Annotated in this window: 20 protein-coding genes; 9 read left to right on the top strand and 11 right to left on the bottom strand. The window is 44.4% G+C overall.

What is annotated here, in order from left to right; genetic code table 11:
• Window positions 1–28 precede the first annotated feature (28 nt).
• From DN748_RS02530 to trmB, 6 genes are all read right to left on the bottom strand, one after another.
• Entirely contained in the window at window positions 29–1081 is a 1053-nt protein-coding gene (locus DN748_RS02530; RefSeq protein WP_112370194.1) for an NAD(P)/FAD-dependent oxidoreductase, read from the bottom strand.
• A 121-nt stretch (window positions 1082–1202) separates the two neighbouring features.
• Window positions 1203–1442: a NifU family protein gene (locus DN748_RS02535; protein ID WP_112370195.1), complete on the bottom strand. Its 240-nt coding sequence runs from the start codon at window positions 1440–1442 to the stop codon at window positions 1203–1205.
• 74 nt (window positions 1443–1516) lie between these two features.
• Window positions 1517–2650, bottom strand: coding sequence for an Mrp/NBP35 family ATP-binding protein (locus DN748_RS02540; RefSeq protein WP_112370196.1), 1134 nt, complete (start codon window positions 2648–2650; stop codon window positions 1517–1519).
• A gap of 125 nt (window positions 2651–2775) precedes the next feature.
• A complete protein-coding gene (locus DN748_RS02545; RefSeq protein WP_112370197.1) occupies window positions 2776–3138 on the bottom strand; it encodes an MGMT family protein in 363 nt (120 codons plus the stop codon).
• An 18-nt stretch (window positions 3139–3156) separates the two neighbouring features.
• A complete protein-coding gene (locus DN748_RS02550) occupies window positions 3157–3801 on the bottom strand; it encodes a LysE family transporter (protein ID WP_112370198.1) in 645 nt (214 codons plus the stop codon).
• Window positions 3802–3832: 31 nt separating this feature from the next.
• Window positions 3833–4522 (bottom strand): tRNA (guanosine(46)-N7)-methyltransferase TrmB, encoded by a 690-nt coding sequence (gene trmB, locus DN748_RS02555; RefSeq protein WP_112370199.1) that lies wholly within the window; start codon window positions 4520–4522, stop codon window positions 3833–3835.
• A gap of 69 nt (window positions 4523–4591) precedes the next feature.
• On the opposite strand from trmB, the gene DN748_RS02560 reads away from it, so the two are divergent.
• Window positions 4592–5668, top strand: coding sequence for a glycosyltransferase (locus tag DN748_RS02560; RefSeq protein ID WP_112370200.1), 1077 nt, complete (start codon window positions 4592–4594; stop codon window positions 5666–5668).
• A gap of 131 nt (window positions 5669–5799) precedes the next feature.
• On the opposite strand, the gene DN748_RS02565 is transcribed toward DN748_RS02560, so the two are convergent.
• Window positions 5800–6891, bottom strand: a complete 1092-nt coding sequence (locus tag DN748_RS02565) for a sensor histidine kinase (protein ID WP_112370201.1) — start codon at window positions 6889–6891, stop codon at window positions 5800–5802.
• Between the two features lie 117 nt (window positions 6892–7008).
• Window positions 7009–7695: a response regulator transcription factor gene (locus tag DN748_RS02570; RefSeq protein ID WP_112370202.1), complete on the bottom strand. Its 687-nt coding sequence runs from the start codon at window positions 7693–7695 to the stop codon at window positions 7009–7011.
• A gap of 242 nt (window positions 7696–7937) precedes the next feature.
• On the opposite strand from DN748_RS02570, the gene DN748_RS02575 reads away from it, so the two are divergent.
• The 8 genes from DN748_RS02575 to DN748_RS02610 all read left to right on the top strand — a co-directional run bounded on the left by DN748_RS02575 (window position 7938) and on the right by DN748_RS02610 (window position 17009).
• The gene (locus DN748_RS02575; RefSeq protein WP_112370203.1) at window positions 7938–9218 is read left to right on the top strand and encodes a hypothetical protein; all 1281 of its coding nucleotides are present in this window, start codon (window positions 7938–7940) and stop codon (window positions 9216–9218) included.
• A 101-nt stretch (window positions 9219–9319) separates the two neighbouring features.
• Window positions 9320–12148: a TonB-dependent receptor gene (locus tag DN748_RS02580; protein WP_112370204.1), complete on the top strand. Its 2829-nt coding sequence runs from the start codon at window positions 9320–9322 to the stop codon at window positions 12146–12148.
• A 346-nt stretch (window positions 12149–12494) separates the two neighbouring features.
• Window positions 12495–13019 (top strand): hypothetical protein, encoded by a 525-nt coding sequence (locus DN748_RS02585; RefSeq protein WP_112370205.1) that lies wholly within the window; start codon window positions 12495–12497, stop codon window positions 13017–13019.
• 275 nt (window positions 13020–13294) lie between these two features.
• The gene (locus DN748_RS02590) at window positions 13295–13669 is read left to right on the top strand and encodes a T9SS type A sorting domain-containing protein (RefSeq protein ID WP_112370206.1); all 375 of its coding nucleotides are present in this window, start codon (window positions 13295–13297) and stop codon (window positions 13667–13669) included.
• Between the two features lie 519 nt (window positions 13670–14188).
• Window positions 14189–14872 carry a hypothetical protein gene (locus tag DN748_RS02595; RefSeq protein ID WP_112370207.1) on the top strand — a complete coding sequence of 228 codons (684 nt, stop codon included), beginning with the start codon at window positions 14189–14191 and terminating at the stop codon, window positions 14870–14872.
• Window positions 14873–15102: 230 nt separating this feature from the next.
• Window positions 15103–15576, top strand: a complete 474-nt coding sequence (locus tag DN748_RS02600) for a MauE/DoxX family redox-associated membrane protein (protein ID WP_112370208.1) — start codon at window positions 15103–15105, stop codon at window positions 15574–15576.
• Window positions 15573–16691 carry a hypothetical protein gene (locus tag DN748_RS02605; protein WP_112370209.1) on the top strand — a complete coding sequence of 373 codons (1119 nt, stop codon included), beginning with the start codon at window positions 15573–15575 and terminating at the stop codon, window positions 16689–16691. The genes DN748_RS02600 and DN748_RS02605 overlap by 4 nt, the downstream gene beginning before the upstream one ends.
• A 39-nt stretch (window positions 16692–16730) precedes the next feature.
• A complete protein-coding gene (locus DN748_RS02610) occupies window positions 16731–17009 on the top strand; it encodes a DUF6520 family protein (RefSeq protein WP_112370210.1) in 279 nt (92 codons plus the stop codon).
• Window positions 17010–17086: 77 nt separating this feature from the next.
• Here the strand turns inward: DN748_RS02610 and DN748_RS02615 are convergent, their stop codons facing one another.
• Genes DN748_RS02615 through DN748_RS02625 form a run of 3 tightly spaced genes read right to left on the bottom strand, consistent with a single transcriptional unit; the run spans window position 17087 to window position 24754 of the window.
• Window positions 17087–20245 carry an amidohydrolase family protein gene (locus DN748_RS02615; RefSeq protein ID WP_112370211.1) on the bottom strand — a complete coding sequence of 1053 codons (3159 nt, stop codon included), beginning with the start codon at window positions 20243–20245 and terminating at the stop codon, window positions 17087–17089.
• Between the two features lie 13 nt (window positions 20246–20258).
• The gene (locus DN748_RS02620; protein WP_112370212.1) at window positions 20259–21689 is read right to left on the bottom strand and encodes a RagB/SusD family nutrient uptake outer membrane protein; all 1431 of its coding nucleotides are present in this window, start codon (window positions 21687–21689) and stop codon (window positions 20259–20261) included.
• Window positions 21690–21700: 11 nt separating this feature from the next.
• On the bottom strand, window positions 21701–24754 hold the full coding sequence (locus tag DN748_RS02625) for a SusC/RagA family TonB-linked outer membrane protein (protein WP_112370213.1): 3054 nt from the start codon (window positions 24752–24754) through the stop codon (window positions 21701–21703).
• Window positions 24755–24860: the final 106 nt, after the last annotated feature.

The following is a 24860-nucleotide window of genomic DNA, read 5'->3' on the forward strand; positions in this document are numbered from 1 at the left end:
TTCCCGAAAATCCCGATATTTGCCCGGATCAGTCAATAGCCTTGATCACTGCCTTGGGGGCTTCCTTACGGCTGCCGTCAAACCCGTCCACCCCGCTCACGGTGGTATATTTCAGCACGTATTTCTTACCGGGATTAATGATCTGGTAGGCACTCTGGCACATCAGGGTAGCTTCGTGAAAGCCGCAAAGAATCAGTTTGAGCTTTCCGGGATAGGTATTGACATCGCCGATGGCAAAGATCCCGGGTATATTGGTCTCGTAATCCAGTGCATTGTTTACCTTGATGGCATTCTTTTCTATTTCCAGTCCCCAGTCGGCTATAGGTCCCAATTTGGGAGAAAGGCCAAACAACGGAATAAAATGGTCTGTTTCCAGGTTTACGGTATTGCCATCGTGTTCGATGGTCAGCATTTCAAGCCTGTGGTCTCCGTGTAGCCCCGTAACCTCCGCCGGGGTCATCAGGTTGATTTTCCCCAGTTTTTTCAGTTCCTGTACTTTCTCTACCGAATCCAGGGCGCCCCTGAATTCGTTTCTCCGGTGTACCAGGGTCACTTCTGATGCCACATCGGCCAGGAAAATGGACCAGTCCAGAGCCGAATCCCCGCCCCCGGCGATCACCACTTTTTTGTCCCTGTACACTTCGGGGTCCTTAATAAAATAATTTACACCTCTTTCCTCGTAATAATCGATCCGGTCTATAAGCGGTTTTCTCGGTTCGAAACTTCCCAATCCGCCTGCTATCGCAACTACAGGGGCATGATGTTTTGTCCCTTTATTCGTAGTCACGATAAAACTGCCGTCTTCCAGTTTTTCAATGGTATCGGCCCGCTCTCCCAGGGTAAATCCGGGTTCGAACGATTCGATCTGCTTCATCAGGTTATCGACCAGGTCACCGGCCAGTACATCGGGAAAACCGGGGATATCGTAGATGGGCTTTTTCGGATAAATCTCCGCCAGTTGCCCCCCGGGTTGCGGCAGGGCATCGATAATATGACATTTCAGTTTCAGCAGGCCCGCTTCAAAAACAGCGAACAGCCCTGTGGGACCGGCGCCTATAATCAGTATATCTGTTTTAATCATGGTATATGTATTTAGTATATTCCGAATTGTTCCGGTTCCCATCCGATCGTTACAGGCAACACTCGTCCGCCCTCCCGGATCTCACGATCCGGGAAGATCTGCCATCTGCCGTACGAAGTTCCTATTTTACGCCCAGGACCTGCTCGATCTGCGGAGCGTATTTCTTGATCGTAGTCTCCACTCCTGCCTTGAGTGTCATATGGTTTACATGACAATCCGTACAGGCTCCTTCCAGGCGTACCTTTACCAGTTTACCTTCATCTATGGAAACGAGGGATATGTTACCGCCGTCACTTTTGAGAAACGGCCGTATTTCTTCCAAGGCTTTTTCTACATTGCTCCTTAATTCTTCTGCTGTCATCTTTCCGTGTTTAGATCTCGGGGAAACGCAGCTTTCGCCCTGTTACGCCTCTCCCCGGGTAGTTTGTATATATGTTATTTTCCCTTCACCGCCGAACAACCGGCCATGGTTGTTATTTTTACGGCTTCGGTAGGCGGCAGGTCTTCATTTCTTCTCACCACTTCCCGCACTACGTTCTTTGTGAGCTCTTCAAAAGCCTCCTCCAGCGGTGTTGCCGTCTGCAATGCCGCCGGCCTCCCGACGTCCCCCGCTTCTCTTATGCCCTGTACCAGCGGTATCTCTCCCAGAAAGGGGATATCGAGATCTTCCGAAAGGTTTTTGGCCCCCTCCTGCCCAAAGATATAATATTTATGGTCGGGTAACTCTTCAGGCGTAAAATAGGCCATATTCTCCACAATTCCCAGTACCGGCACCCTTATACTCTCCTGCCGGAACATGGCCACTCCCTTACGGGCATCGGCCAGGGCTACATTCTGGGGCGTACTTACTACCACCGCACCCGTAACGGGAAGCGACTGCATAATGCTAAGGTGAATATCTCCCGTACCCGGGGGAAGATCCACCAGCAGGAAATCCAGCTCGCCCCAGGCAGCGTCAAATATCATCTGGTTCAATGCTTTTGCAGCCATAGGTCCCCGCCAGATCACCGCCTGGTTGGGCTGGGTAAAAAACCCGATAGACAGTACCTTGACCCCGTAATTCTCCACCGGTTTCATCTTCGATTGCCCCCCGGCCTGTACGGCGAGCGGACGTTCCCTTTCCACATCCAGCATTATGGGAGCCGAAGGTCCGTAAATATCGGCATCGAGCAGGCCTACATTAAAGCCCATCTTTGCCAGGGTCACCGCAATGTTTACGGTAATGGTAGACTTCCCTACTCCTCCTTTTCCGGAAGCCACGGCCACGACATTCTTTATTCCCGGAATAGCCTTGCCTTTGATCTGCGGTTTTTTTTCCGGCGCATCCACCTTGATATTTACCTTGATCTTGGCCTTCTCATAGACCTCCTTATGAACAGCCTTCAGTATCTCTACCTCGGTTTTCTTTCTCGCCTGGAGACTCGGGTTCTTTATGGTAATATCCACTACCACCTCATCGCCAAAAGTCATTACATTGGTCACTGCACCGCTCTCCACCATGTTTTTACCCTCTCCGGGAACCGTAATGGTTTCCAATGCTTTCAGTACTTCCTTTTTATCTAACTTCATGTAGTCTGGATTCTTTCTAAATTAAATTCATTCTAAATTACAAAGATAAGGTTTCGCTTTCATATTTTAAAGCGATTGCATAGAAATGCTCAATCCGAAGATAAGAATACTCTATGCCCGGCCTGCTATTGATCTTCTGCGAATTTATCCCCGGGTTCTTCAGACGGGTCCCAGAAAAGTTCATCGAAATTCACCACCTGGTTCTCATATACCTCCACCCCTTCGCTTTCAAGCAGTTGCTGCATGAGGTTCGTGCCCCCGAAATGGAATTTTCCGGTGAGTATTCCCTTGCGGTTTACTACGCGGTGTGCCGGAACGTCTTCCCTCCCGTTACAGGCATTCATGGCCCACCCCACCATACGTGCGGAACGCCGGGTTCCCAGGTATCCGGCTATGGCTCCGTAAGATGTTACCCTGCCATAGGGAATTTTCCGGGCCACGGCGTATACCTTCTCGAAAAAATTATCATTTTCTTTAGTTGACGACATATGTCACAGCTTTGTATCCTAATTTACGTATCCGCCATAAAAAATACGGATCAGGGTGATGATGACCAGTACCAGCATCAGCACACTGAGTATATAATCGGAATATTTCGTGAAACTCCCGTTACGCTCCTGGAGCCGGTTGAAATACACCACATACACATACAGCGTCCCGAAAGTGCCCATCCCTGCCGCAAAGACAAAGACGAGGATATCTGTCCACTCGAACTTGATCCATCCCGACACGTTCCAGGCTGCGTTCAATCCGCAGAAATACGGAATGGGCAATATGTTGAGCGCCGACAGCAACATGCCTTTAAAAAAGCTTTTCCGTTTGCTGAAATAGGCGGTCCGCACCCTTCTTTTTTCCTTTTTTTTCCTTCCGGCCATAAAAAAATACACGGCAAAAAAGGCAAACACCAGCACGGCTATTTTGAGCAGGCTGTCGATAACCTGCGGATTCCGGTACAGGTACTTGGAAAAAAGTACTCCTATATAGGCCTGCAATACCACGACCAGTGAAGCTCCCGTGGAAAACAGCATACCGTTTACCCTGCCCTTTTGCGCACTGGTTTTCGCTGCTGTCATGTTTACCAGGCCGGGAAGCATAACGCCCATGGCCGCTGCTGAAAAGGTGGCAAAGAAAAGGATTAACGCATGTACCATTCCGGTTGGTTGTTTTTTGTGTGTTGTCTGCTTATTCAGGTCCGCTGTCCGGGAACGTGAATTTCACATAGGTAATCGCCTTTTGCTGTTCAAGATACTGTTTTTCATAGAAAGTCTGTATCCCGGTGACTTCCTGCGGACTGTATTCGTTCCTGTAAACATCGTGATGGGCATACAAAACCTCAACCCCGAGCCCGTGAAGCAGCCCCAGGGTATAACCGTGCATAAACTCGCTGTCGGTCTTCAGGTGTACTACCCCGCCTTTCCTGAGTATACTGCGGTACTTCTCCAGGAAAACCGCATTGGTAAGCCGGTGCTTGGTCCGTTTGTATTTGATCTGCGGGTCGGGAAAGGTAATCCAGATCTCATCGACCTCGCCCCGGTCAAAAAAAAGGTCCACGAGCTCTATCTGTGTCCGCAGAAAGGCTACATTCTCCAGTCCTTCTTCCAGGGCGGTCTTGGCCCCTCTCCAGAACCGCGCCCCCTTGATGTCTATCCCTATAAAATTCTTTTCGGGATATTTTCGCGCAAGGCTCACACTATATTCCCCTTTACCGCATCCGAGTTCCAGTATTACGGGACGGTCATTTTTAAAGAAGCCGTTCCGCCATTTTCCCTTCAGTGGAAAACCACCGGACACTACCTCATCCCTTTCGGGCTGCAGGACATTGGAAAAGGTCTCGTTTTCCCTGAACCGCTTCAGCTTGTTTTTGCTACCCACAACAATTATTTAAGATTTTCGCAAAATTAAGGAAATATTTATCGGTTTCGAAAAGACTTACTTTGTAATATGAATCACCGAATACTTGTCGCTCCGCTCAATTGGGGACTCGGGCATGCCACCAGGTGCATACCTGTGATCCGCGCCCTGCTACAACACGGTTTTTGCCCGGTCATTGCCTCAGACGGCATTGCCCTGGAACTACTCCGCCAGGAATTCCCGCAGCTCGAGAGCCTCTATCTCCCGTCTTACCAGATAGAATATGCCAAGGAAGGGCAGTATTTCAAACTCAAGATGATATGGGATTCTCCCAAGATGATAAAAGCCGTAGCCAGGGAAAAAAAGCTGGTCAAAAACATCATCAGGGAACGGGCCATCGACGGTATTATTTCAGACAACCGCCTGGGGGTATACCACAAGAGCATCCCTTCGGTCTTTATGACCCACCAGCTCAATGTACTTACGGGAAGTACAACCTGGCTAAGCTCAAAGGTCCACCGCAAATTTATCCGGAAATTCGATCAGTGCTGGGTACCTGATGTAGCAGGAAAACCCAATCTCAGCGGGAAACTGGGACACCTGAAAAAAGCCTCCTTCCCCGTACGCTATATCGGTCCGCTGAGCAGGCTCCGGAAACAGGAAACCGATATCCTGTACGACCTGGCCATTGTCCTTTCCGGCCCGGAACCCCAGCGCAGCCTGCTTGAAAACAAGCTTATCAGTGAAATCGAGCACTATGAAGGGCGCATCCTCTTTGTGAGAGGTGAAATAGAACACGTCCAGACCATACGTCAGGACAAACATATCACCGTATATAATTTTATGCGGTCGGACCAGCTGGAAACTGCCCTGAACCAGAGTGCCGCGGTACTGTCGCGATCGGGTTACACCACCATCATGGACCTCGTAACCCTCGGAAAGAAAGCCTTTTTTATCCCTACCCCCGGGCAATACGAGCAGGAATACCTGGCCCGGAGGCTCGATAAAAAAGGAATGATCCCTTGTGCCTCACAAAAAAAATTCAGGATACAGATGCTTTCGGAAATCAATAATTACGACGGCCTCCCCCCTGTTCCCGTCAACGATTTCGATTTCAGGGAACTCTTCGATATTTTCCTGTCCCCTACCGAGAATAAGGTGTTGTAGTAACAGATGGTTGTAACTTACCGGCTACATGCTATTTTTAGCCTGCCCTACACTGGGTTCCTTTCCTGGTACTTTGTACAGACTGATGCGGCATGAACAGGATTGCCGTTCCGACCGCAGCGCCTGCCGCCCTAATGATCAACCTCTCCCGTATCACCACCGGGGTATGCTATTTTTTCGAGGGTGAAGGAAAACTCCGAACCGATACCGAAAACACTTTCCACATAGATACGCTCGTTATGGGCTTCCATGATGTGTTTTACGATGGATAACCCGAGCCCGGAACCGCCTTCTTTACGGCTTCCGCTTTTATCGACGCGGAAAAAGCGTTCGAAAAGCCGGGGGATATATTGTTTTTCGATCCCTTCCCCGTTGTCGGTGATCCTTATGATAACCTTGTTTCTGATCAGGTTCTCTATACTCACCTCGGTGGTGCCGTCGGGCTTTCCGTACTTTATGGAGTTGACTACGAGATTGGACACGACCTGCTGTATCCGTTCCTTGTCGGCCCGTACCATTACAGGAGTTTGATAATTCATGTCAAAAGTGAGGGTGATATTCTTTTTGGCTGCTTTCATTTCGAGCAGGTCGAAGACATTTTGTATGAGCTCCACGATATCGAATTCTTCGTAAACGAGGTGCAGGTCGCCGAGCTCCAGTTTGGTGATCATGTCCAGGTCTCTTACGATATAGATAAGCCTGTCTACCCCCTTGGAGGCCCGTTGCAGGTATTTTTTCCGGATGTTCTTGTCCTTGATGGCCCCGTCCAGCAAGGTAAGGATATATCCCTGTACGGTAAACAGGGGGGTTTTCAGTTCGTGAGACACATTGCCGATAAACTCCTTGCGGTAGGCCTCCCTCACCTTCAGGGTTTCTATTTCCAGTTTTTTGCCTTCCGCAAACTTTTCGATCTCCCGGGTCAGGGTAGCCATATCGGTAGTAATAGGCTGCCGCTGAAAAGACGTAGACTCCAGCAGGGATACATCGTCGTATATTCTTTTTACCCGCTGGTAGATAAACCGTTCCACCCTGAACTGGATGATGAAAAAACAGATCGCAAAATTAATCGCGGCAAACAACAGCACGGCCTTCACATAATCAGGAACTGTACCGGGTGCCGCAATCCAGTGCAACAGGAGTACAAAAACCACACTCAGGGTCAGGGTGATATACAACGATGACCGCAGTGCGAACTTATATGATTTTTTCAGCTTTGTGGCCATGGGATAATGTGTCAATGGGATAATGTGCCAATGAGATAATGTGATAATGTGATAATGGGGATACATTAATTTGCTAATTGGCACATTAGCTAATTATCTCATTGACAAGAGGGGCGATTACAGAACAAATTTATAGCCCACTCCCTTTACGGTATTGAAATGATCGTCCCCGATCTTTTCCCGGAGTTTTCGGATATGAACATCGATGGTCCTTCCTCCCACGATCACCTCGTTGCCCCAGACCTTGTCCAGTATTTCCTCCCGCTTGAATACCTTTCCCGGCCGGGAAGCGAGGAGAGACAGGAGTTCGAACTCCTTGCGGGGCAGGATGATCTCCTTGCCGCTCTGTACGATCTTGTATTCGTCCCGGTTTATGGTGATATCACCGACCCTTACAATACTCTCTTCCGGCTCCTGCTGGTCTTTTAAACGCCTCAACAGGGCCTTTACCTTGCTCACCAGCACCTTGGGCTTTACGGGTTTGGTGATATAGTCGTCCGCTCCCGCATCAAATCCGGCCACCTGGGAATAATCTTCTCCCCTTGCGGTAAGAAAGGTGATGATCGTACCGGACAGTTCCGGTATCCTCCGCAACTGCTCACAGGCCTCCATCCCGTCCATTTCGGGCATCATCACATCCAGAATGATCAGATGCGGACGCTCCTTCTTTGCCCTGGCGACAGCCTCGGCTCCATTACCTGCCACCGATACGTTATATCCTTCGGCAGAAAGATTATAACCTACGATCTCCAGAATATCCGGCTCGTCATCTACAAGTAGGATCCGGATGTCTTTTTTTTTCATTTCTATGTGAGTTTTCGTGAAGTATTTCATGCCAAAAGTAAAGATAATATTAAAAAATTAAAGCGATTAACATTCTTTTAATCCCGTAACATTAAAACAACATACCGGTTACATACATTTAATTTTCAGGTAACACCACCTTTACAAGCCGGTTCTTTCTTTGCGGCAGAACAAATTCAAACACATGTTCTGACACATGTTCTCGAAAAGTAATGAAAACCAAATTTTAAACTAAAATCAAGATGAAGAAAATCAAATTTTTCCCCATTATTGCTTTATTGGCAGTGTTCTTCACGGCATGTTCCAGTGATGATGACAACAATGGACCCGGAACTGACGATGACGGAGGAGATGACTATATTGTTGAGAAAAGCGGTATCCTCACGGAAGATGAGACCTGGACAGCAGACAATATATACCTGCTGGATGGTAAGGTTGTGGTAGACGACGGGGTGACCCTCACCATCGAGCCCGGTACCATTATAAAGGGTATGCCCGGCCAGGAAGCTCAGGCCTCGGCACTGGTAGTGGACCAGGGAGGAAAACTCATGGCGGAAGGTACAGCGGAAAACCCCATTATTTTCACGGCAAACTCCGACAACATACAACCTGGAGAACTCTACGGAAGTAATCTGGATCAGAATGATACAGGGCTTTGGGGCGGTGTTATTGTTCTGGGAAAAGCACCGATTTCGGTTGCAGGAGATAACCAGACCTTTCAGATCGAAGGCATTCCCGCGACTGCATCTTACGGGCAATACGGAGGAGATGATCCTGAAGACAATTCCGGTTCCTTAAAATATATCTCTATCCGTCACGGTGGTATTACCATTGGCCAGGACAATGAGATCAACGGTCTTACCCTCGGTGGTGTAGGTCGTGGTACTACTATTGAAAACATAGAGGTTGTTGCCAACCAGGATGATGGTATAGAATGGTTTGGCGGAACCGTTAATGTGAAAAATGCCTTGATCTGGGCCCAGGGAGACGACGGTTTTGACACCGACCAGGGATGGTCCGGAACCATGGATAACGGACTGGTTATCATGGGGGCTGAATCCGGAACCGCTCTCGAAATGGATGGTCCCGAAGGAACTACAAAACATCCTGATCCGGATCAGCAACACACCCTGAAAAACATCACGCTGGTAGGTGCCGGAACTTCCAGTGATTATGCAGACCTGAGAGATGGCCTCCTGGTAAGCCTCGAAAATGTATATGCTTACGGATTCGGAGCAGGCGCCTCTGTGAAGATCAATGGTGAGGATTCCCGGGATGAACTGGCAGACGACAATATTGTCTTCTCTAACTGGGAGATCGTATTGCCGGAAGATGTGACCATTGCAGATATTATTGTAGGTAAAAGACCGGACCCGGAAGATCCGGACAACGAACTGGATATGGAAATAGCATCGGAGAAATTCACCGACAATGCCCAGGGTGTCGAAACCGGAACTGTTGGTGCCGATACTTCCGTATTCAGCAGCTGGACGTATGCTGCTGCCATGGAAGTTGCATTCTAAGCATCAATACAGGATCCAACATTTCAGTACAAAATGTCCAGGGGAATATCTGCCTTTGGACATTTTGTTTAATTAAAAAACTAAAATTATCACTTAACATAATGTTGAAGAAACTCTTTTCAATTGTCGTTATTTCTGCCATTACCCAACTGATGTCTGCCCAGTCGGGCACGGTTACGGGAAAAATTATGGATGGCGAATTTAACGATGTGCTGCCTTTTGCCAATGTCGTATTAAAAGGCGCCGCCACCGGGGCTACTTCTGATTTTGACGGAATTTACTCCCTGGAACTTGAAGCGGGAAGCCATACATTGGTCTTCTCTTTTCTGGGCTATGAAACCAAGGAAATTACCGGAGTGGAGATCATACCCGGCAAGACCGTAGAACTGAATGTAACCCTCACCCCTTCTTCGACTACCCTGGAAGAAGTAGTTGTAACCACAACCTCCAGGAAAAACACTGAAGCTTCGGTACTTGGCCTTCAGAAAAATTCTGTTACCCTGTTAGACGGGCTCTCTTCGGAAGGAATAAAAAAAACCGGGGCCAGTGATATTGCTTCCGCAGTAAAACGGGTACCCGGTGTTTCGGTACAGGAAGGTAAATATGTATATGTACGTGGTTTAGGCGACCGGTACACCAAATCCATCCTGAACGGAATGGATATCCCGGGGTTGGATCCCGATAAAAATACCGTACAAATGGACATTTTTCCTACCAACATCCTGGAAAATCTTATTGTCCAGAAATCTGCTGCTGCCGAACTTCCTGCGGATTTTACCGGAGGGGTTGTAAACATTATAACCAAGGACTTTCCTTCCTCAAAACAGATGTCGTTTTCGGTATCGGGCGGACTTAATCCCGATATGCATTTTAAAGATAATTACCTGACCTATGAAGGGGGAAATACTGATTTTCTCGGTTTTGACGACGGGACACGCAAATTGCCTGTTTCATCCAATCTCAACATCCCTATCCCTCCTTCTGATAACGGTACCCTGGAAGGGATTAGCCGGTCTTTCGATCGCAATATGGGAACAAAGCAGAAAAGTTCCATGCCCAATTTAGGTTTGAGCTTTAGCTACGGTAATCAGTTCAACCTGAATAACGGCAATACATTAGGGGTTATAGCCTCATTAGATTATAAAAACACTACTTCCTTCTACGAAAACTTCGACGAAGGAGTCTATCAAAAACGGAATGAGGCCGATGAGTACGAAATGCGATATGACCGCAGAAGAGTTGGAGATCTCGGAATAAACAACGTACTCCTTTCCGGACTGGCCGGCCTTTCGTATAAGACGGGAAGATCAAAATACCGGTTCAATGTGCTCCACCTTCAAAACGGGGAAAGCCAGGCTTCTTTATACAATCAGGCCACAAATATTTCCAATCAGATCAGGGTCACCAAACACTATCTTGAATATAAGCAGCGTTCCGTAACCAATCTATTATTTTCCGGTAAACATTCCAGTGAGGATGCCTCCTTTACCACAGAATGGAGTGTGGCCCCTACACGGGCCAGTATTCAGGACAAGGATGCCAGGCTTACTACCTTTATCCCCAATGACGACGGTACCTACCGTATAAGTTCGGATGCCGGGTATCCGGTACGGCTCTGGCGGGACCTGGTAGAGAACAATATTGTGGGGAAAATAGATTTTACTAAAAATTTCTCCCTGTTCGACAGAAAGTCCGTACTGAAATTCGGAGGACTATACAGTTACAAACAAAGGGATTACGGTATTTACAGCTATGATATCGGGATCAGAACTGTGCCCGGTGAATTCGGTACGGGAGATTTTAATGGTGATCCCAATGCCATCCTGGCTCCGGAAAATATCTGGACCCCCGAAACCAACTACGGTTCGTATATCCGGGGTAATCCCCAGCCGGCCAATACCTTTGATGCCAGCCAAAACACAGGGGCCCTTTATATCTCCGGTGAATTCAAACCCCTGGATAAGCTGCGCACCGTGGTCGGGTTAAGAGGGGAATATTTTACCCATATATTTACCGGGCAAAACAGTGACGGAACAAGAGAACTGGACAATGAAACAGTTTCAGATAATTTTGACCTGTTCCCGTCGGCTAACCTGATATATGAACTAAATGACAACATGAACCTGCGCGGGTCGTACTCCAGGACCATTGCACGCCCGAGTTTTAAGGAAAAATCACTGGTCGAGATCTCTGATCTCCTTACCGGATTGATTTTTATCGGAAACCTGGACCTCGTTCCTTCCAAAATAGATAATCTTGACTTAAGATGGGAATTATTTGGCCAGGATGCACAAATGTTTGCCATCAGCGGTTTTTACAAATATTTTAAAAACCCCATAGAAATCGTAGCTTACAACAGTACGGCTCCGACCAATTACACCCCCCGGAATTCACCTTCTGCCGAGGTCATGGGATTAGAACTCGAAGCACGTAAACACTTCGGTTTTATCACAGACGGATTAAAAGACCTGTCTTTAAATCTGAACGTCTCTTTAATAGACTCTAAAATAGACATGGCCCAGGAAGAATACGAAGCCCGGAGCCTTTATCCGAAAGAAGGGGAAACCATAGAAAAAGAAAGAGAACTACAAGGACAATCCCCCTATTTGATCAATATAGGTCTCAATTACAAAAAAGATGAAATAGGCCTGGAAAGCGGCCTGTTTTATAACGTTCAGGGCAAAACCCTTGAGGTCGTAGGCTCGGCAGGATTAAATCCCGACGTATATACCATGCCGTTCAACAGCCTGAACTTTAATTTCTCAAAAACCCTGGGTAAAGAACAGCGTTCCAAAATAAGTATCAAGGCAGATAACCTGCTGGGCGATGACCGGCAAAGTCAATACGAGGCGTTCCGTGCAGAAAACCAGAATTTTTCGTTCCGCTCACCCGGGAGGGAATTCTCTATCGGCTATAGCTATAGCTTCTGATACATTACAGAAAACACAGGGTATTAAGTATAAAACAGAAAAGCTGATTTCTGAGTTAACAAACAAGAAATTTCAGTAAAACACTAAGAGACTGTCTTCTAAAAAGGTAGTCTCTTTTTGTTTTAACCTTTTAATATTAAAACAACTTTTTATTAACCCTCAATGAGAATATACTCCTGAAATTAGTTGCACTTAACCATAAAAAAATTATGCAAAAAATTTATTATTCGGGGTGCCTACTCCTGCTAACCTTGTCTATAGGTTATTCTCATAAGATACCGGGAAAGCTTTTAAACTTTCGATCCAAAAAACATTTGAACAAATAAAAAACAATAACTTCTATATCATGAAAACAACATTCACCATATACATCGGCATACTTCTTTTAAGTCTGGGCCTTACCGCCTGCTCCAACGACGACGATCACAATACCGGTATGCCCAAAACCCGGATTGGCAACGACGCTGTCGTATTCAATTTTGAAAACCAGTCTTTCCGCGACAGCCTGGAGCTTCAGCTCACTTTTCCCGATTCCGTAAAAGAGATACCCGAAAACGGATTCTGGCTCTATCTTCCGTTCTACCAGACCTCCGGAAACCAAACATGGTACCCCATTCCCGGAGTACGTGAAGATCTGCAATACAAGGTATACCACCAGTTTTCCCCAATAGGCGAAACAACCCGGCAAACAAGCCTTCAAATAAAAGTTGAGGAAGACAAGAGCATGAAGCCCTACGGTAAGGAACTCAGTTATTCCAGACTGGAGATCATAGCCATAAACCCCGAAGCCATCCGCAACCTCACCCCGGAAGACCTCAATCTCAGGGATTACAATGAAGTAGTCAGGCATTTCGACCTCGATCAGAAATAAAACCGTTGTGATAAGGGCAACACCATTGCCTCAACAGCTATATGAAACCCCGTTCCGGCTTTACCGGAACGGGGTCGATTTTTTTCATTATATCTTGCATTCTTTAAATAATATGGACTATTTTTGCACAATGCATTTAATGCTTTGACCGGAAAAAGCAAAAGTCATTGCCGGAATCCCAACCTATTTCCACCGGAAATGTGACGCTATTAACAAAATATTAGTACCACAAAACTTATTTTTTAATAAATTTGTAGTATATGTAAGGTTGGCGGATGAAAAAAATTTACCTACTTATTCTGATGTTCGCATGCTTCTTTTCCGGGTACTCCCAGGAGAAAGTAGCTAAGAAACAGCGATATACCAATTACAGGGCGTTACTTACCAGGCCCGGGAAGGATACTATTCCCCAAAAAGACATAGAAGATCTCCGTTTATATCCCAACCCGGTAACCAAGGGCACCGTAGCCATACATTCCCGGAAAAATCTCCCCAAGGAAATTTCAATTTACGATGTATTGGGCAAGGAAGTACTGCGCACGAGGATCAACGGCAAGACCCTTAATGTCTCCGAACTCAATTCGGGGATCTACATTATCAAGGTCACCGAGATCAACAATACCTCTACCAGGAAACTGGTCATCAAATAAATATTTTCCCGTTTTCTCCACACCACCTATCCTTTCCGATACAGGTATCGGGGCATTTTTATTCCCTTTTATGAAAAAAGTACGCGTTATCTTCTCTTTCCTTTAGTTGGTAGTTCTTTGCAGTTCTTAATTACAGGTTGCAAACTCATAACTGCCTTTGACAGGAAAATGTACTAAAATGCATATGGGTATTTCGGAGCGACCGGTTCTTCGTCAAATTTGGGGGAGCTATACGGTTTGAGAGCGAATCACCTTTTTTCTTAGCAGCTCAAAGCTGGTTCGTCCATATGATTGACGTGACCTTCGGTAAAGCCTTTATAAGATTTTTCATCCAGGAATTTCAGAAAAAAACACTCCAGGTTAAAAAATACTTCCTATAGGCCATACATTGACCGGGCTATATTTTACATCTTTATACCGCCCAAAGGATAAATCTCTTTAGATGGTATTGCTCCCGGACAGGATACTTGTGTACGTTTTCCCGTTTTTGGTGTCCTTTTCCTCGTTAACCGTTGAACCATGAATACCCAAAAAGATCACTACAATATGGTACTTATAGGTGATAACCCACTGCTGACTTTGGGGCTCCGTAATTTGTTACTTCGCATAGGAAACAGAGAACATATGTCCTTTAATTTTATTGAAGTGGACACCATGGAGCAGGCACCACAGATACTCGAACATACATTTTCTTTACACACTATAGATTACATATTCGTATTCCTGCACCCTCCGCAGATCACAAACAGCACCATAAAATACGGTACAAAACTCACCAGGTATATCCGTAAACACTCTCCGGAGACCAAGATCATTATAGCGACTACCTACAGTAATCCGTTTCATATTCGGGTCATATTAGAAGATATCGTACCGGAAGGGTTTCTGGTAGATGAAGATCTATCTCATGGTAAAGCCTTTATGGTACTTCGCCAAATTATTCTACACCCTCCTTATTTCAGTCCCGTCGTGACAAAGGTGATACATGAAGATCTAAGTCATCGCCATCACCTGGATAAATGGGACTATCATATTTTATACGAACTCTCGCAAGGGGCATCACTCTCCGACCTGGTACTTCTTCTCCCTATCGGCCGGTCCGCAATCGTTAAACGTAAAAGGAAACTGAAAGCCTATTTCGGCATCCAGGGAGAATCCGATCGCAGTCTGGTGCTTATGGCCCGTAAAAAAGGGCTGATTTAAATGCATTTATACGTATCTCACTCCCAAAATATCGAACATCATGATGCCGTAATAATAGGTTTATTAACCCATATTGAAAGGTATTTCTTAAACCAAATCAGGACAAAAATCGAATTCTTACAAAACTTTCCCCTATCGGGTACTACAAGTACCCGATCGAGTACCAATTTTAACATTTTCCCGTCCTAATTTTATCTCAACGAAAAAAGTCAAACCTTAAACTACCCGTTATGAAACTGTGGACGATCAGTTATAAGAAAGTTTTGGTAGAGATGATCTGCCTGTTGTTTATCCTGCTGTTTGTGTATGCAGCGGTAAGTAAGCTGACAGATTATGGTAAGTTTAAGGCCCAGTTGGGGCAGTCTCCTATACTGACGGATTTTGCGGGTATTATTGCCGTTATGGTTCCTGCTATAGAAATAGCCATTGCCGTCTTACTGGTCTTTCCATCCATGCGACGTTTAGCCCTGTATACCAGCTATTATCTCATGACCCTGTTTACCGTATATATTATTGCGGTACTCAATTTCAGTAGCCATGTGCCCTGCTCCTGCGGGGGTATCCTGGAAAAACTGGGATGGATCGAGCATATTGTCTTTAACCTCATTTTCGTAGGATTAGCTCTTACAGGCATCTACCTGGTTAATGATAAAAATATGGATTCCAAATTTTCCTTTAACTCCTTAACACCAAAACTGCGATGATGACCAAGACACTATACCTGATACTCAGTGCTCCTATAGGGAGTGTCCTCATTATAGCTACACTATTCCTGCTTGCCGACAACAAGCCGGACCGGTTACAACGGGATTACAGTGTAGGCAGAGCACTTATGGCCGATGCCATAATCCAAGATACGGTATTGGATATACAGTACAATTCCTATTATATTGCCGGTACTACAGACGACAGGCTTTACCTGGGGAACGTGACCAGCTTTTTACACTTGTTAAGCATAGATACCACACTTACCGATACTACTCATATAAGTGTACGTATTAAAAATGGGGATGGACTGGTATTCCGCTCTCCTTCCTTTAAAATACAAGCCCCCTATGTCTACCTGACCGATGGAGTAATGCCCGGCCTGTTCCGGGGAAGGCTGGGGCAATGGGAAGTCCAAAAGTTTATGGTTGACAGCGCTTATTTTACCAAAATAGTACCTACCGGGCCCAAAAACTTTGTCATAAGGGCCATGCAGGCCAGTAGCCGGCAATACGTTTTGGGAACCTTACAGGATGTTCCGCCGTACCTAAACCTCGCCTCACTGCTACAAAAGCAGGTAGACGGTGTCTTTGATGTAGACGGTAACCTGCTCTATAACCGGGAACGGGACCAGGTGGTGTATGTCTATTATTACCGTAACCAGTTCCTGGTGACCGACCCGGAGTTAAACTTGATTTACGAAGGTAAAACGATTGACACCTTTAGCCGGGTACAACTCAACCCGGTGCATGTTTCTTCAGGAAAGACCCACATGCTGGCAGCTCCGCCGAAAATGGTGAATGGCAACAGCACAACAAAAGGAAATTTCCTGTTGGTAAACTCCAAGATCATGGGAAGGAATGATGATGAAGACCTTTATAGCCGCTCCTCGGTTATCGATGTGTATGGCCTGGAACAGGGCGCATACCGTTTTAGTTTTTACCTGCCGGGATATAACGGCAGGTCTGCCCGGGATTTCAGGATTGTGGGTAACAAGCTCATAGCCCAATACGAGCACCATATCGTTACCTATACTTTAAATAAAAAATACTTCCCGCAAAGGGAACTGAACAATATTCATCCGGAGGAATCAGGAGATTCGCTGAACACCTGAGAGAAAGTAGGCATAGTATTAACATAAAAATTAAACATTATGAAAACAAAAAATTGGATGTTAAGCGTAGCCATGTTTGCTATCGCTATCGTTGGAGCGTTTGCGATTTCGTCAACAGCGCAAACAGATTACCAGTACATAAGTAATGTACTAACACCTCCTTGTCAGAATGTAAATGTACCATGTGACAGAGTTGAATCATTTCAGTGTCGAGTAGATAAAGGAGCTGAAGGAGTGAAAGATGTATGGGAAACTGGTTGTGCTCAAGCAGTATTTCATTCAACATCTGATATTCTTCCTGAAATTACTGAGCCTTAATACATTCTGAATCAAAATTAGGTTTACTTCAGAAAGGAGCCTAAAACGAAAAAGGCTCCTTTCTCCATAAAAAAAAATTATAGCTCATCTCCCTCTTTATTTCCTTCATTCCATGGCCAAGGCTTAAGCTTCTTATAGGATGGCCAAATACGTGTCATGGTCTCTCCTTCATAAATATACCCATTACTTATGATATATTGAATGTCTGCCGTATTATGAATATCCTCTAAAGGATCATTTTTTAAAATAACCATATCTGCTAATTTACCCGGCTCAATAGAGCCGAGATCTTTCTCCAGCCCCAATTTTTCCGCACCTCGTAAGGTGGCACAGTATAATGCTTCAAATTCCGACATCTTCCCTTCGGTAAAAGCCCAAAGTTCCATATGTGTGGATAATCCAGCGGGTAGCGATCCATGCCCGCCAACACTTACTTTCCCTCCCTTTCTTACAATATCTGTTAATATGTTACTCGAAATATCGATATTATCCTTATATTTTTGCTGCCCAAAAGCGCTTGCAGTAGCATCTTCCCATAAAAATTTTGGATTAAAAGCCAATATTTTTTTATTATATTCCTTATGCTTTTTGGCATAGAAAATACCATCCTTATGTGCCGTATGCACTATACATATCGTTGGTGTATAATGAACCTTACTTTTTGCAATAAAAGATATGATATCATCATAAATAGCTCCCTTAAATACTTCGTGTTCAATTCCTGTATAACCGTCTACGACCCTTGTTAAAGCATCATATATGGTAGTGGTCTCCAAACCGGAACCATAATGCGAGGTAATACCTAAACCATTCTCCTTGGCTGCTCTCCGTAACCATTGCCGTTGATTTCTATGCTTTTGTAAGTATTCTTTAACAAGACTGGGGTGGTACTTCCTCTTTTCCTTTATCAATCGCTCTGCATCTTGTAGAGAAGATATTTTAAGAAAATCAGGCAGGACTTGGAGCCCTAAAATAGGAGCTCCGGAGGAATAGATTCTTGGTCCTAATGTTAAGCCTATTTTGACCATTTCCGAATAGCCAAAGACCTCTAAATCGCTAATAGAAGGATCATAAAAGGTGGTTACCCCCCAGGCGAGATTACCAATTAAGTCCCGGTTTTGACTTTGCCAAAGTTCTACACCACTTCTGAGGTAATGGGCATGTGTATCGATCAATCCCGGAATGGCTGTTTTTCCTTCAAGATCAAATACTTTCGAATCCTTCGGAATATGTATTTTATTAGTTTTTCCTACTCCTATAATGCGATTATTTTCTACCAGAATAGTTCCATCTTCTATTATTTTTCCTTTTTTCTTCATCGTCAGGATTCTCACATGCGTTAAAGCATAAGACCCTTGGGGCATATCTATGGGTGCCCGAATATCAATATCTGCCAGTAGTGTTGCATTTTTTTTTGGATGCTCTATTGACTTCATATATATCTTATTCGTATTGGCACAAAGAAGTGTGTGCTCATCCATCCAGTTGACATGAGTCCCATTCATGGAAGTTAAGGCATACGGATTCATCTCCTCCCAGCTTTTCATTGTACCATCCTCTGGAATATCAGCTATATAAATCCGGTCATTTCTTATAATGGCTATATGCTTTCCTCCAGGGGATGCCAATAGTTCATCAGCATAAGGAACTTCTATTAAAGGTTTTATGTCTGTCCTTTCCAGATTGGCTGTGAATAAAATGGCTCCATTCCCTTTTAAACCAAGCGTAAAAGCCGCAGTGGATGAATAAACCTGATTACCCTCAGTTGAAAAAGTAATTGAAGGAAAAAATCTGCCATGTGTATTATTTATAGGTTGTACCCTTATTATTTCTTGAAAAGAAGGTTTTTTTTCAAAAGCAGGCATCCACATTAACCATAAATCCAAATTTTTAACTCCTTTCTCTTTAATGTATTTGTCAAATGATGTATTATTAAAATAAAATGCCAGTTTATCGCCTTGGGGAGACCAAGTTAAATTTGTATATTTTCCCTTGTGGTTTGTTAGTTGTTTCGGAGTGCCACCATGTGAAGGTATCAACATAATATTGCCATTTCCAAAATCATCACATGCTACATACGCAACCCATTGGCCATCCGGAGAAATGGCAGGACTATATTCCAGGCTATTGCTATCGGTTAATCTCCTGCTTACTTTTGTATCCGTATTTGTGATATATACTTTACCAAAGGCACTATATGCTAATATCGATTTCTCTTTATTATAGGTGGGCCAGCGTATAATCCGGGATCGAATACTTGCTGTATCCGCAATCCGTTCCGTTTTTTTTGGTCTTAGCCGGCGACGTATGGTCTTCCGTACCGGAACTTTTACCGGTATTACAGATTGTTGCCCGGTTTGTATATTAATCTTTAATAATTTCCCTTTATAACCTAACACAATATATTTACTATCTCCTGTAAATCCATACCCAGAATGCAGATCACGCGAAATAGAATCCAGGAGGTTACGTGTTGTTTTTTCCTTTATATCAAGAACTTTAAGGGCAAAATCTCCGTTTTCCAAACGTTGCAAAAACGCCATGTATTTACCGGAAAGATCTACTATTAAATCTTTTATGAAGCCAGATTCAGCTTGATCTTGCCAAACTGTCGAAACTTCAAGAGCACTATCGGTAGAGATATTATAACCAAAAATAGTATGACCATCACTAAAATATATAGTACCGTTTTGAGATATTATACCTCCTCTATACATCATAGGGTCATATTTAGAGGGCATGTATAAACTTGTATTATCAGCCCTTCCTTCTGTTAACTTAGACCACTGCCCATGCTCATACTCCAGCAAATATCCTTCAGCACTCCATAATACCCGGATATCTCGCCAGGTTTTAGGCATAGCACTTTTTTGTTTTTGCAAGTGCAAGCCATCGCTATGAACAGTCCATAAACCGATAGAACCATCCCGGTCACTTAAAAAAGCAATCTGTGTACCATCCGGAGAATACTTAGCCTTGACATTCCAGGAGCCATCTCCCCCCAGTAATAATTTAGCTGTGCCTCCTTCTACTGGAACCGTATATAAATCACCCAATACATCAAATAATATCGTCTTTCCATCCGGAGAGATATCCACATTGGGATAGCTCATTTCGGTAGTGTCAAAACCAATCTTTACAAAGTCTTCCCCAATTTCGTTAGACATAAATACCTTACAGCTACTCCAAAGCAGTAGCATACTTAGTCCTACAAGAAAATTTACTCTGAGTCTCATACAATGCTTTCAATTAGTAGGCGTACCCATCCGTGGGTTCCAAATTCGGGTTGTTCAAATATTCATGTTGTGGTATGGGAAACATGGCCTGGTAGGATTGCCAATTGGGTTTTTCTTCGGATAATACGGCATCTATATTCCCGGTCCGTTTTATATCCAACCAGCGATGTCCCCATTCGGCAAAAAGTTCCTTTTTCCTTTCCTCCCATATTGCGGCTAAAAGCTCTTCCCGGTCAATACCAGGATGGGTATCGGCTATCAACGGCAGGTCTGCCCGCTCCTTAATGGCATCGAGGTCTGTTATGGCATTCGTCAGATTACTTTGCATGGCCCGTGCCTCTGCCCGGATCAGGTATTGTTCGGCTAACCGGAATACTACGGAGTATTCGGAAAGGTTACTATCCAGCTTGACTTTATATTTGTAAGGGTAATAATAGGTGTCGGATATGCCTTCTACTTCTCCTATCCAATGTGTTTTTCGCAGGTCCGGCTCTTCCAAAGACGCCATAAAAGAATCCGTTAAGCTGGTGGAGAATTGGCTATTGGGCACTTGTTCTAAGATAAGATAATACCCTTCCCAGGTATTATAGCGGGAGTCTACCGGTAATAAATGCCAGATGGTTTCCGTGCTTTCCTTAAGGAACACCTGGTCCAGATCCGGGAGGAGGGTATATAACGGATCGTTAATGACCATTGTCGCATAACGCTCCGCCTGTTCCCAGTTTTCCATAAATAAATACACCCTGGCCAGCATAGCCCGTACCGTACCTTTATTGACCCGGGTACGTAAATCTCCGTGATAGTCATTGTCCAGGAGTGTTTCACTATCGGTTAGATCTGCAACAATCTGTTTATAAATCTCAGAAGGATCGCTTTGGGGCATTACCGCATTGGACTGGTACTCCGTAGCTGTAATTAAGGGAACTCTTCCATATAAATTAACCAGGTAGAAATAACTAAAGGCCCGTATAAATTTGGCTTCGCCTTGTAACTGCTTCCTGACCGTTTCAGATAAAGACGATGAACTTTCAATGCCTTCAAGAATAGCGTTAACTTCATAAATCCGTTGGTAAAGAGAACTCCATAGCGAAAGGATCGTAGCATTATCAGAAGTTATCACATTTTCATAAAACGGATTGGTATTAAAGCTTTTTAATATATCTGCTGTCGCTGCACATAGTATTGTTATACTGTTTGTTCTCCCACTGGAGAACCCGGAATACTGTAAATTGTGATATACCGCGTCTATAGCGGACAGGGCTACGTCATCACTGGTAAAGACCATTTCCTGGACTATTTCCGAATCCGGTGGATCTATTTGTACAAAATCTTTACAGGAGACCAGCATGGATACGATGAGTATTACCAGTATAATGGTCCGGAACCGGTTTTGGTATGGAACCTTAGTCAACATCTTAACGATGGTATTATATATATTTTTCATAACTATTCCGATTAAAATTGAAGATGTACACTGGCAGTTACCATACGTAAAGCAGGCAAGGTCGTACGAGAACCCGGAGATTGCGGGTCCAGACCAAAGTAGTTGGTCCAGGTCCAAAGGTTTTGTGCCTGTATGGATACTCCCAACTGATTCAGGTTTAACTTTTCTAATAGTTGTCCCTGAAAATTATATGCCAGGGAAATATTCTTCAGCCGGATAAACGAAGCATCCACTACATTCAAAGTACTTTCACGAGCCAAATTATATGGAGTTAGATTAGACGCAGCCTGGCTATATTTTTGCACATTTGTTAAATCTCCACTTTTTTGCCATCTCTTTATAAATTCTATGGGCACATTTCCTCCAATGTCATATACTGGGGTAAAACCTGGAAAATAATTTCCTAATTCTCCAAGCCCTTTTTGTTTGACAAATTCCAACAGAAAATCCACCCTAAATCCTTTATAATTGAAGGTGTTCTGAAATCCACCATAATAGTTTCGATCCATAGTTATAATAGCTACACGGTCATCTATGGTATATCTTCCATCCTCATTAATATCCACCACCTCATACAAACCGGTTTCAGGATTAACCTCTTGAAATTGGTATAGTTTGCGGATGTTTAAGGATTTCCCTATTTCGTATGTGCTTGCATAAGGTGTGACTTCAATATTAGGATAATCCACCAATTTATTTTTTGGAATGGTCAAGTTTACATTGGTCGTCCATGCCACATCCTGAGACCGGATATTGGTTGTGGTTAACTGAAATTCCCAACCCGTGTTTTGTACGGTTGCGGGTAGATTGGCCTGTACACTATTAAACCCGGTAATATAGGGTAAGCGGTAGCCTACCAACTGGTTGGAAGAGCGGTTGCGGTACCAGTTTACAGATAACAGGATGCGGTCCTTTATAAAGCCCAGGTCTAAAGCCCCTTCAAGTTTTTTATTGGTTTCCCAGCTATAATCCGAGTTTGCCAGCCGGGTAGGATATAACCCACCATTTCCTCGGAAATTGAGAGGTTGCGTTATAGCACTATAAGTAGATAAAAACCCATAATCCCCTATCCCGTCATTACCGGTAGTACCATAGCTTCCCCGGATCTTCCCAAAACTTAAAAAAGGAATCGTATTTTTAATTAAAATTTCCTCGGAAAATATCCACGCTGCTCCTACGGCCCCGAAATTGGCAAATTGCTTGCCTGGTCCAAAACGGGATGATCCGTCCCTACGCCCGGTAAGGTTAATAAAATAACGCTTTTTATAATTATACCCTATTCGACCATATATGGCATTGTATTTATATTCGTTTTGAAAATCTCTTAAAATGGAAGATTCTAAAGCGGCATTAATATTGTTTAATAGAACTTCACTACTATACCCGTAAGCATCTATTCCAAAGACAACATTTAGTCTCCGTTGCCAGGTAGCGCCTATGAGAAAGTCAAAGTTTGAATTCTTAATACTTTTAGAGTAATTGAGTTGTGGCTCTATAATCCAGGAATTTCCTTCCTGGTTAAGCCGACGATGGCTGTAGTCTCTATAGGGTCTCAGCTCTGGTTTATAAGAATCTTTGGTAGTCAATATGGTTTCGTGCTGTTTAAAATCTGTGTACCCTGCGCTTACCTTTAGCTGTAGGTCCTTTAACAGTTCGTAAGACAAAACCGAATTAACGATAAGATTGTTACTTAATACCTCTTGGGTATTCAGCATGGGCGCCAGGGGATTCAGAAAGGTAGTAATCCCCTCGTCGTTGACTTCCCAGTTCAGGTTTCCTTCGTTATCATACAAGCCCGGTGCATTAGGGGCCAGTTTTAAAGCGTTTTCCACCAGGTTATTATTAAAGAGGTTGTTTTTATCTTTACCATACGTAATGGATAGTTCGGCACGTAACCTTTGGTTCTCCGACCTATGCGAAAGGTTTAAACTCCCCATGATCTTACGATACCCGAAGTCTCCCGGAAATACGGTGTTCTCTTTGCGTACTCCACCACCAAAACGAAATGACGTTTGCTGGTTACCCCCGGATACAAAACCCTGGATATCGGTAATGCTTGCCGCACCGCCAAAGAGTTTTTCCTGCCAGTCGGTGTACCGGTTCTGGTCCCATAGTAACAGGTCGGGATCTATATTTTTTACAGGCTCCGCCCCGTCGTTGGCCAGGGCTTCGTAGCGCATCTCCAAATACTGCTCTGTGTTGAGCAATTTCATTTTATTGGAGGCTTCTCCTATACCCGTCTGTACATTGATGTCTATTTGGGTTCTGCCGGCCTTTCCTTTCTTTGTGGTTATCAGCACCACCCCGTTAGCCCCACGGCTACCGTAAATGGCTGTGGCATCGGCATCTTTTAATATTTCTATACTCTGTATATTGTTGGGATTAATAGTATTCAGGGGATCGACACCTATTTCATACGGAAATATGCTGCTATAAGAGTCCAATCGTTCTGAAGACACCGGAACCCCATCAACAATATACAGCGGGTTATTCCCGGCTGCAATACTGTTCCTACCCCGTATCTGGATGTTAAACCCACCTCCCGGTATCCCGGTAGTTTGCCGGATATCCACACCCGTCATTCTACCTTGCAGAGCCGCAAGAGGGTTATTTACCGGTTGCTTTTCGATATCCTCGGCAGTGACGCGCACTATACTCCCCGTCCTCTCTCTTTCCTTTACGGAGTAGTACCCTGCGTTTACCACCACTTCATCCAGGGAGGCGACATCCTCTGCCATTTGTACATTCAAAACCTCAAGCCCATTTACAGAAACCTCTATTTTCTTAAATCCTACATACGAAAACACAAGAATGTCCGCAGAGCTGACACGTAAACTAAATGCTCCATCTGTATCAGACATAGTGCCACTTTTCGTTCCCTTTATAATGATATTAACCCCTGGAAGCGGCAAGCCGCTCTCATCGATAACTGTTCCTGTCACTAAGTATTGTTTATTTATTTGCAAAGGCAGCGATGCCCTAATTGGCACTGGTAGGTTAAGTAAAATCAAGGCAATAGTTATGGAGCACCAGCAGGACAGGCCTGCTAATGTTGCGTGTTTCATAATTTAAATGTTTTGAGTGTTAGTATATAAAGTGGCTATACCTCAGGTTGCGCAAATCCTGGTATAGCATGTTATTAAACGAAGGTCTGTTTGGGTTTTGGTTGTT

Source organism: Sinomicrobium soli, assembly GCF_003285545.1.
In the GTDB taxonomy this organism is placed as follows: Bacteria; Bacteroidota; Bacteroidia; order Flavobacteriales; family Flavobacteriaceae; genus Sinomicrobium.

Coding starts and splice junctions, on each gene's coding strand:
- DN748_RS02615 (WP_112370211.1), bottom strand. CDS start 20,245: ATGAGACTCAGAGTAAATTTTCTTGTAGGACTAAGTATGCTACTGCTT.
- DN748_RS02560 (WP_112370200.1), top strand. CDS start 4,592: ATGAATCACCGAATACTTGTCGCTCCGCTCAATTGGGGACTCGGGCAT.
- DN748_RS02605 (WP_112370209.1), top strand. CDS start 15,573: ATGATGACCAAGACACTATACCTGATACTCAGTGCTCCTATAGGGAGT.
- DN748_RS02565 (WP_112370201.1), bottom strand. CDS start 6,891: ATGGCCACAAAGCTGAAAAAATCATATAAGTTCGCACTGCGGTCATCG.
- DN748_RS02585 (WP_112370205.1), top strand. CDS start 12,495: ATGAAAACAACATTCACCATATACATCGGCATACTTCTTTTAAGTCTG.
- DN748_RS02575 (WP_112370203.1), top strand. CDS start 7,938: ATGAAGAAAATCAAATTTTTCCCCATTATTGCTTTATTGGCAGTGTTC.
- DN748_RS02550 (WP_112370198.1), bottom strand. CDS start 3,801: ATGGTACATGCGTTAATCCTTTTCTTTGCCACCTTTTCAGCAGCGGCC.
- DN748_RS02570 (WP_112370202.1), bottom strand. CDS start 7,695: ATGAAAAAAAAAGACATCCGGATCCTACTTGTAGATGACGAGCCGGAT.
- DN748_RS02600 (WP_112370208.1), top strand. CDS start 15,103: ATGAAACTGTGGACGATCAGTTATAAGAAAGTTTTGGTAGAGATGATC.
- DN748_RS02590 (WP_112370206.1), top strand. CDS start 13,295: ATGAAAAAAATTTACCTACTTATTCTGATGTTCGCATGCTTCTTTTCC.
- DN748_RS02580 (WP_112370204.1), top strand. CDS start 9,320: ATGTTGAAGAAACTCTTTTCAATTGTCGTTATTTCTGCCATTACCCAA.
- DN748_RS02535 (WP_112370195.1), bottom strand. CDS start 1,442: ATGACAGCAGAAGAATTAAGGAGCAATGTAGAAAAAGCCTTGGAAGAA.
- DN748_RS02610 (WP_112370210.1), top strand. CDS start 16,731: ATGAAAACAAAAAATTGGATGTTAAGCGTAGCCATGTTTGCTATCGCT.
- DN748_RS02540 (WP_112370196.1), bottom strand. CDS start 2,650: ATGAAGTTAGATAAAAAGGAAGTACTGAAAGCATTGGAAACCATTACG.
- DN748_RS02625 (WP_112370213.1), bottom strand. CDS start 24,754: ATGAAACACGCAACATTAGCAGGCCTGTCCTGCTGGTGCTCCATAACT.
- DN748_RS02620 (WP_112370212.1), bottom strand. CDS start 21,689: ATGAAAAATATATATAATACCATCGTTAAGATGTTGACTAAGGTTCCA.
- DN748_RS02595 (WP_112370207.1), top strand. CDS start 14,189: ATGAATACCCAAAAAGATCACTACAATATGGTACTTATAGGTGATAAC.
- DN748_RS02530 (WP_112370194.1), bottom strand. CDS start 1,081: ATGATTAAAACAGATATACTGATTATAGGCGCCGGTCCCACAGGGCTG.
- DN748_RS02545 (WP_112370197.1), bottom strand. CDS start 3,138: ATGTCGTCAACTAAAGAAAATGATAATTTTTTCGAGAAGGTATACGCC.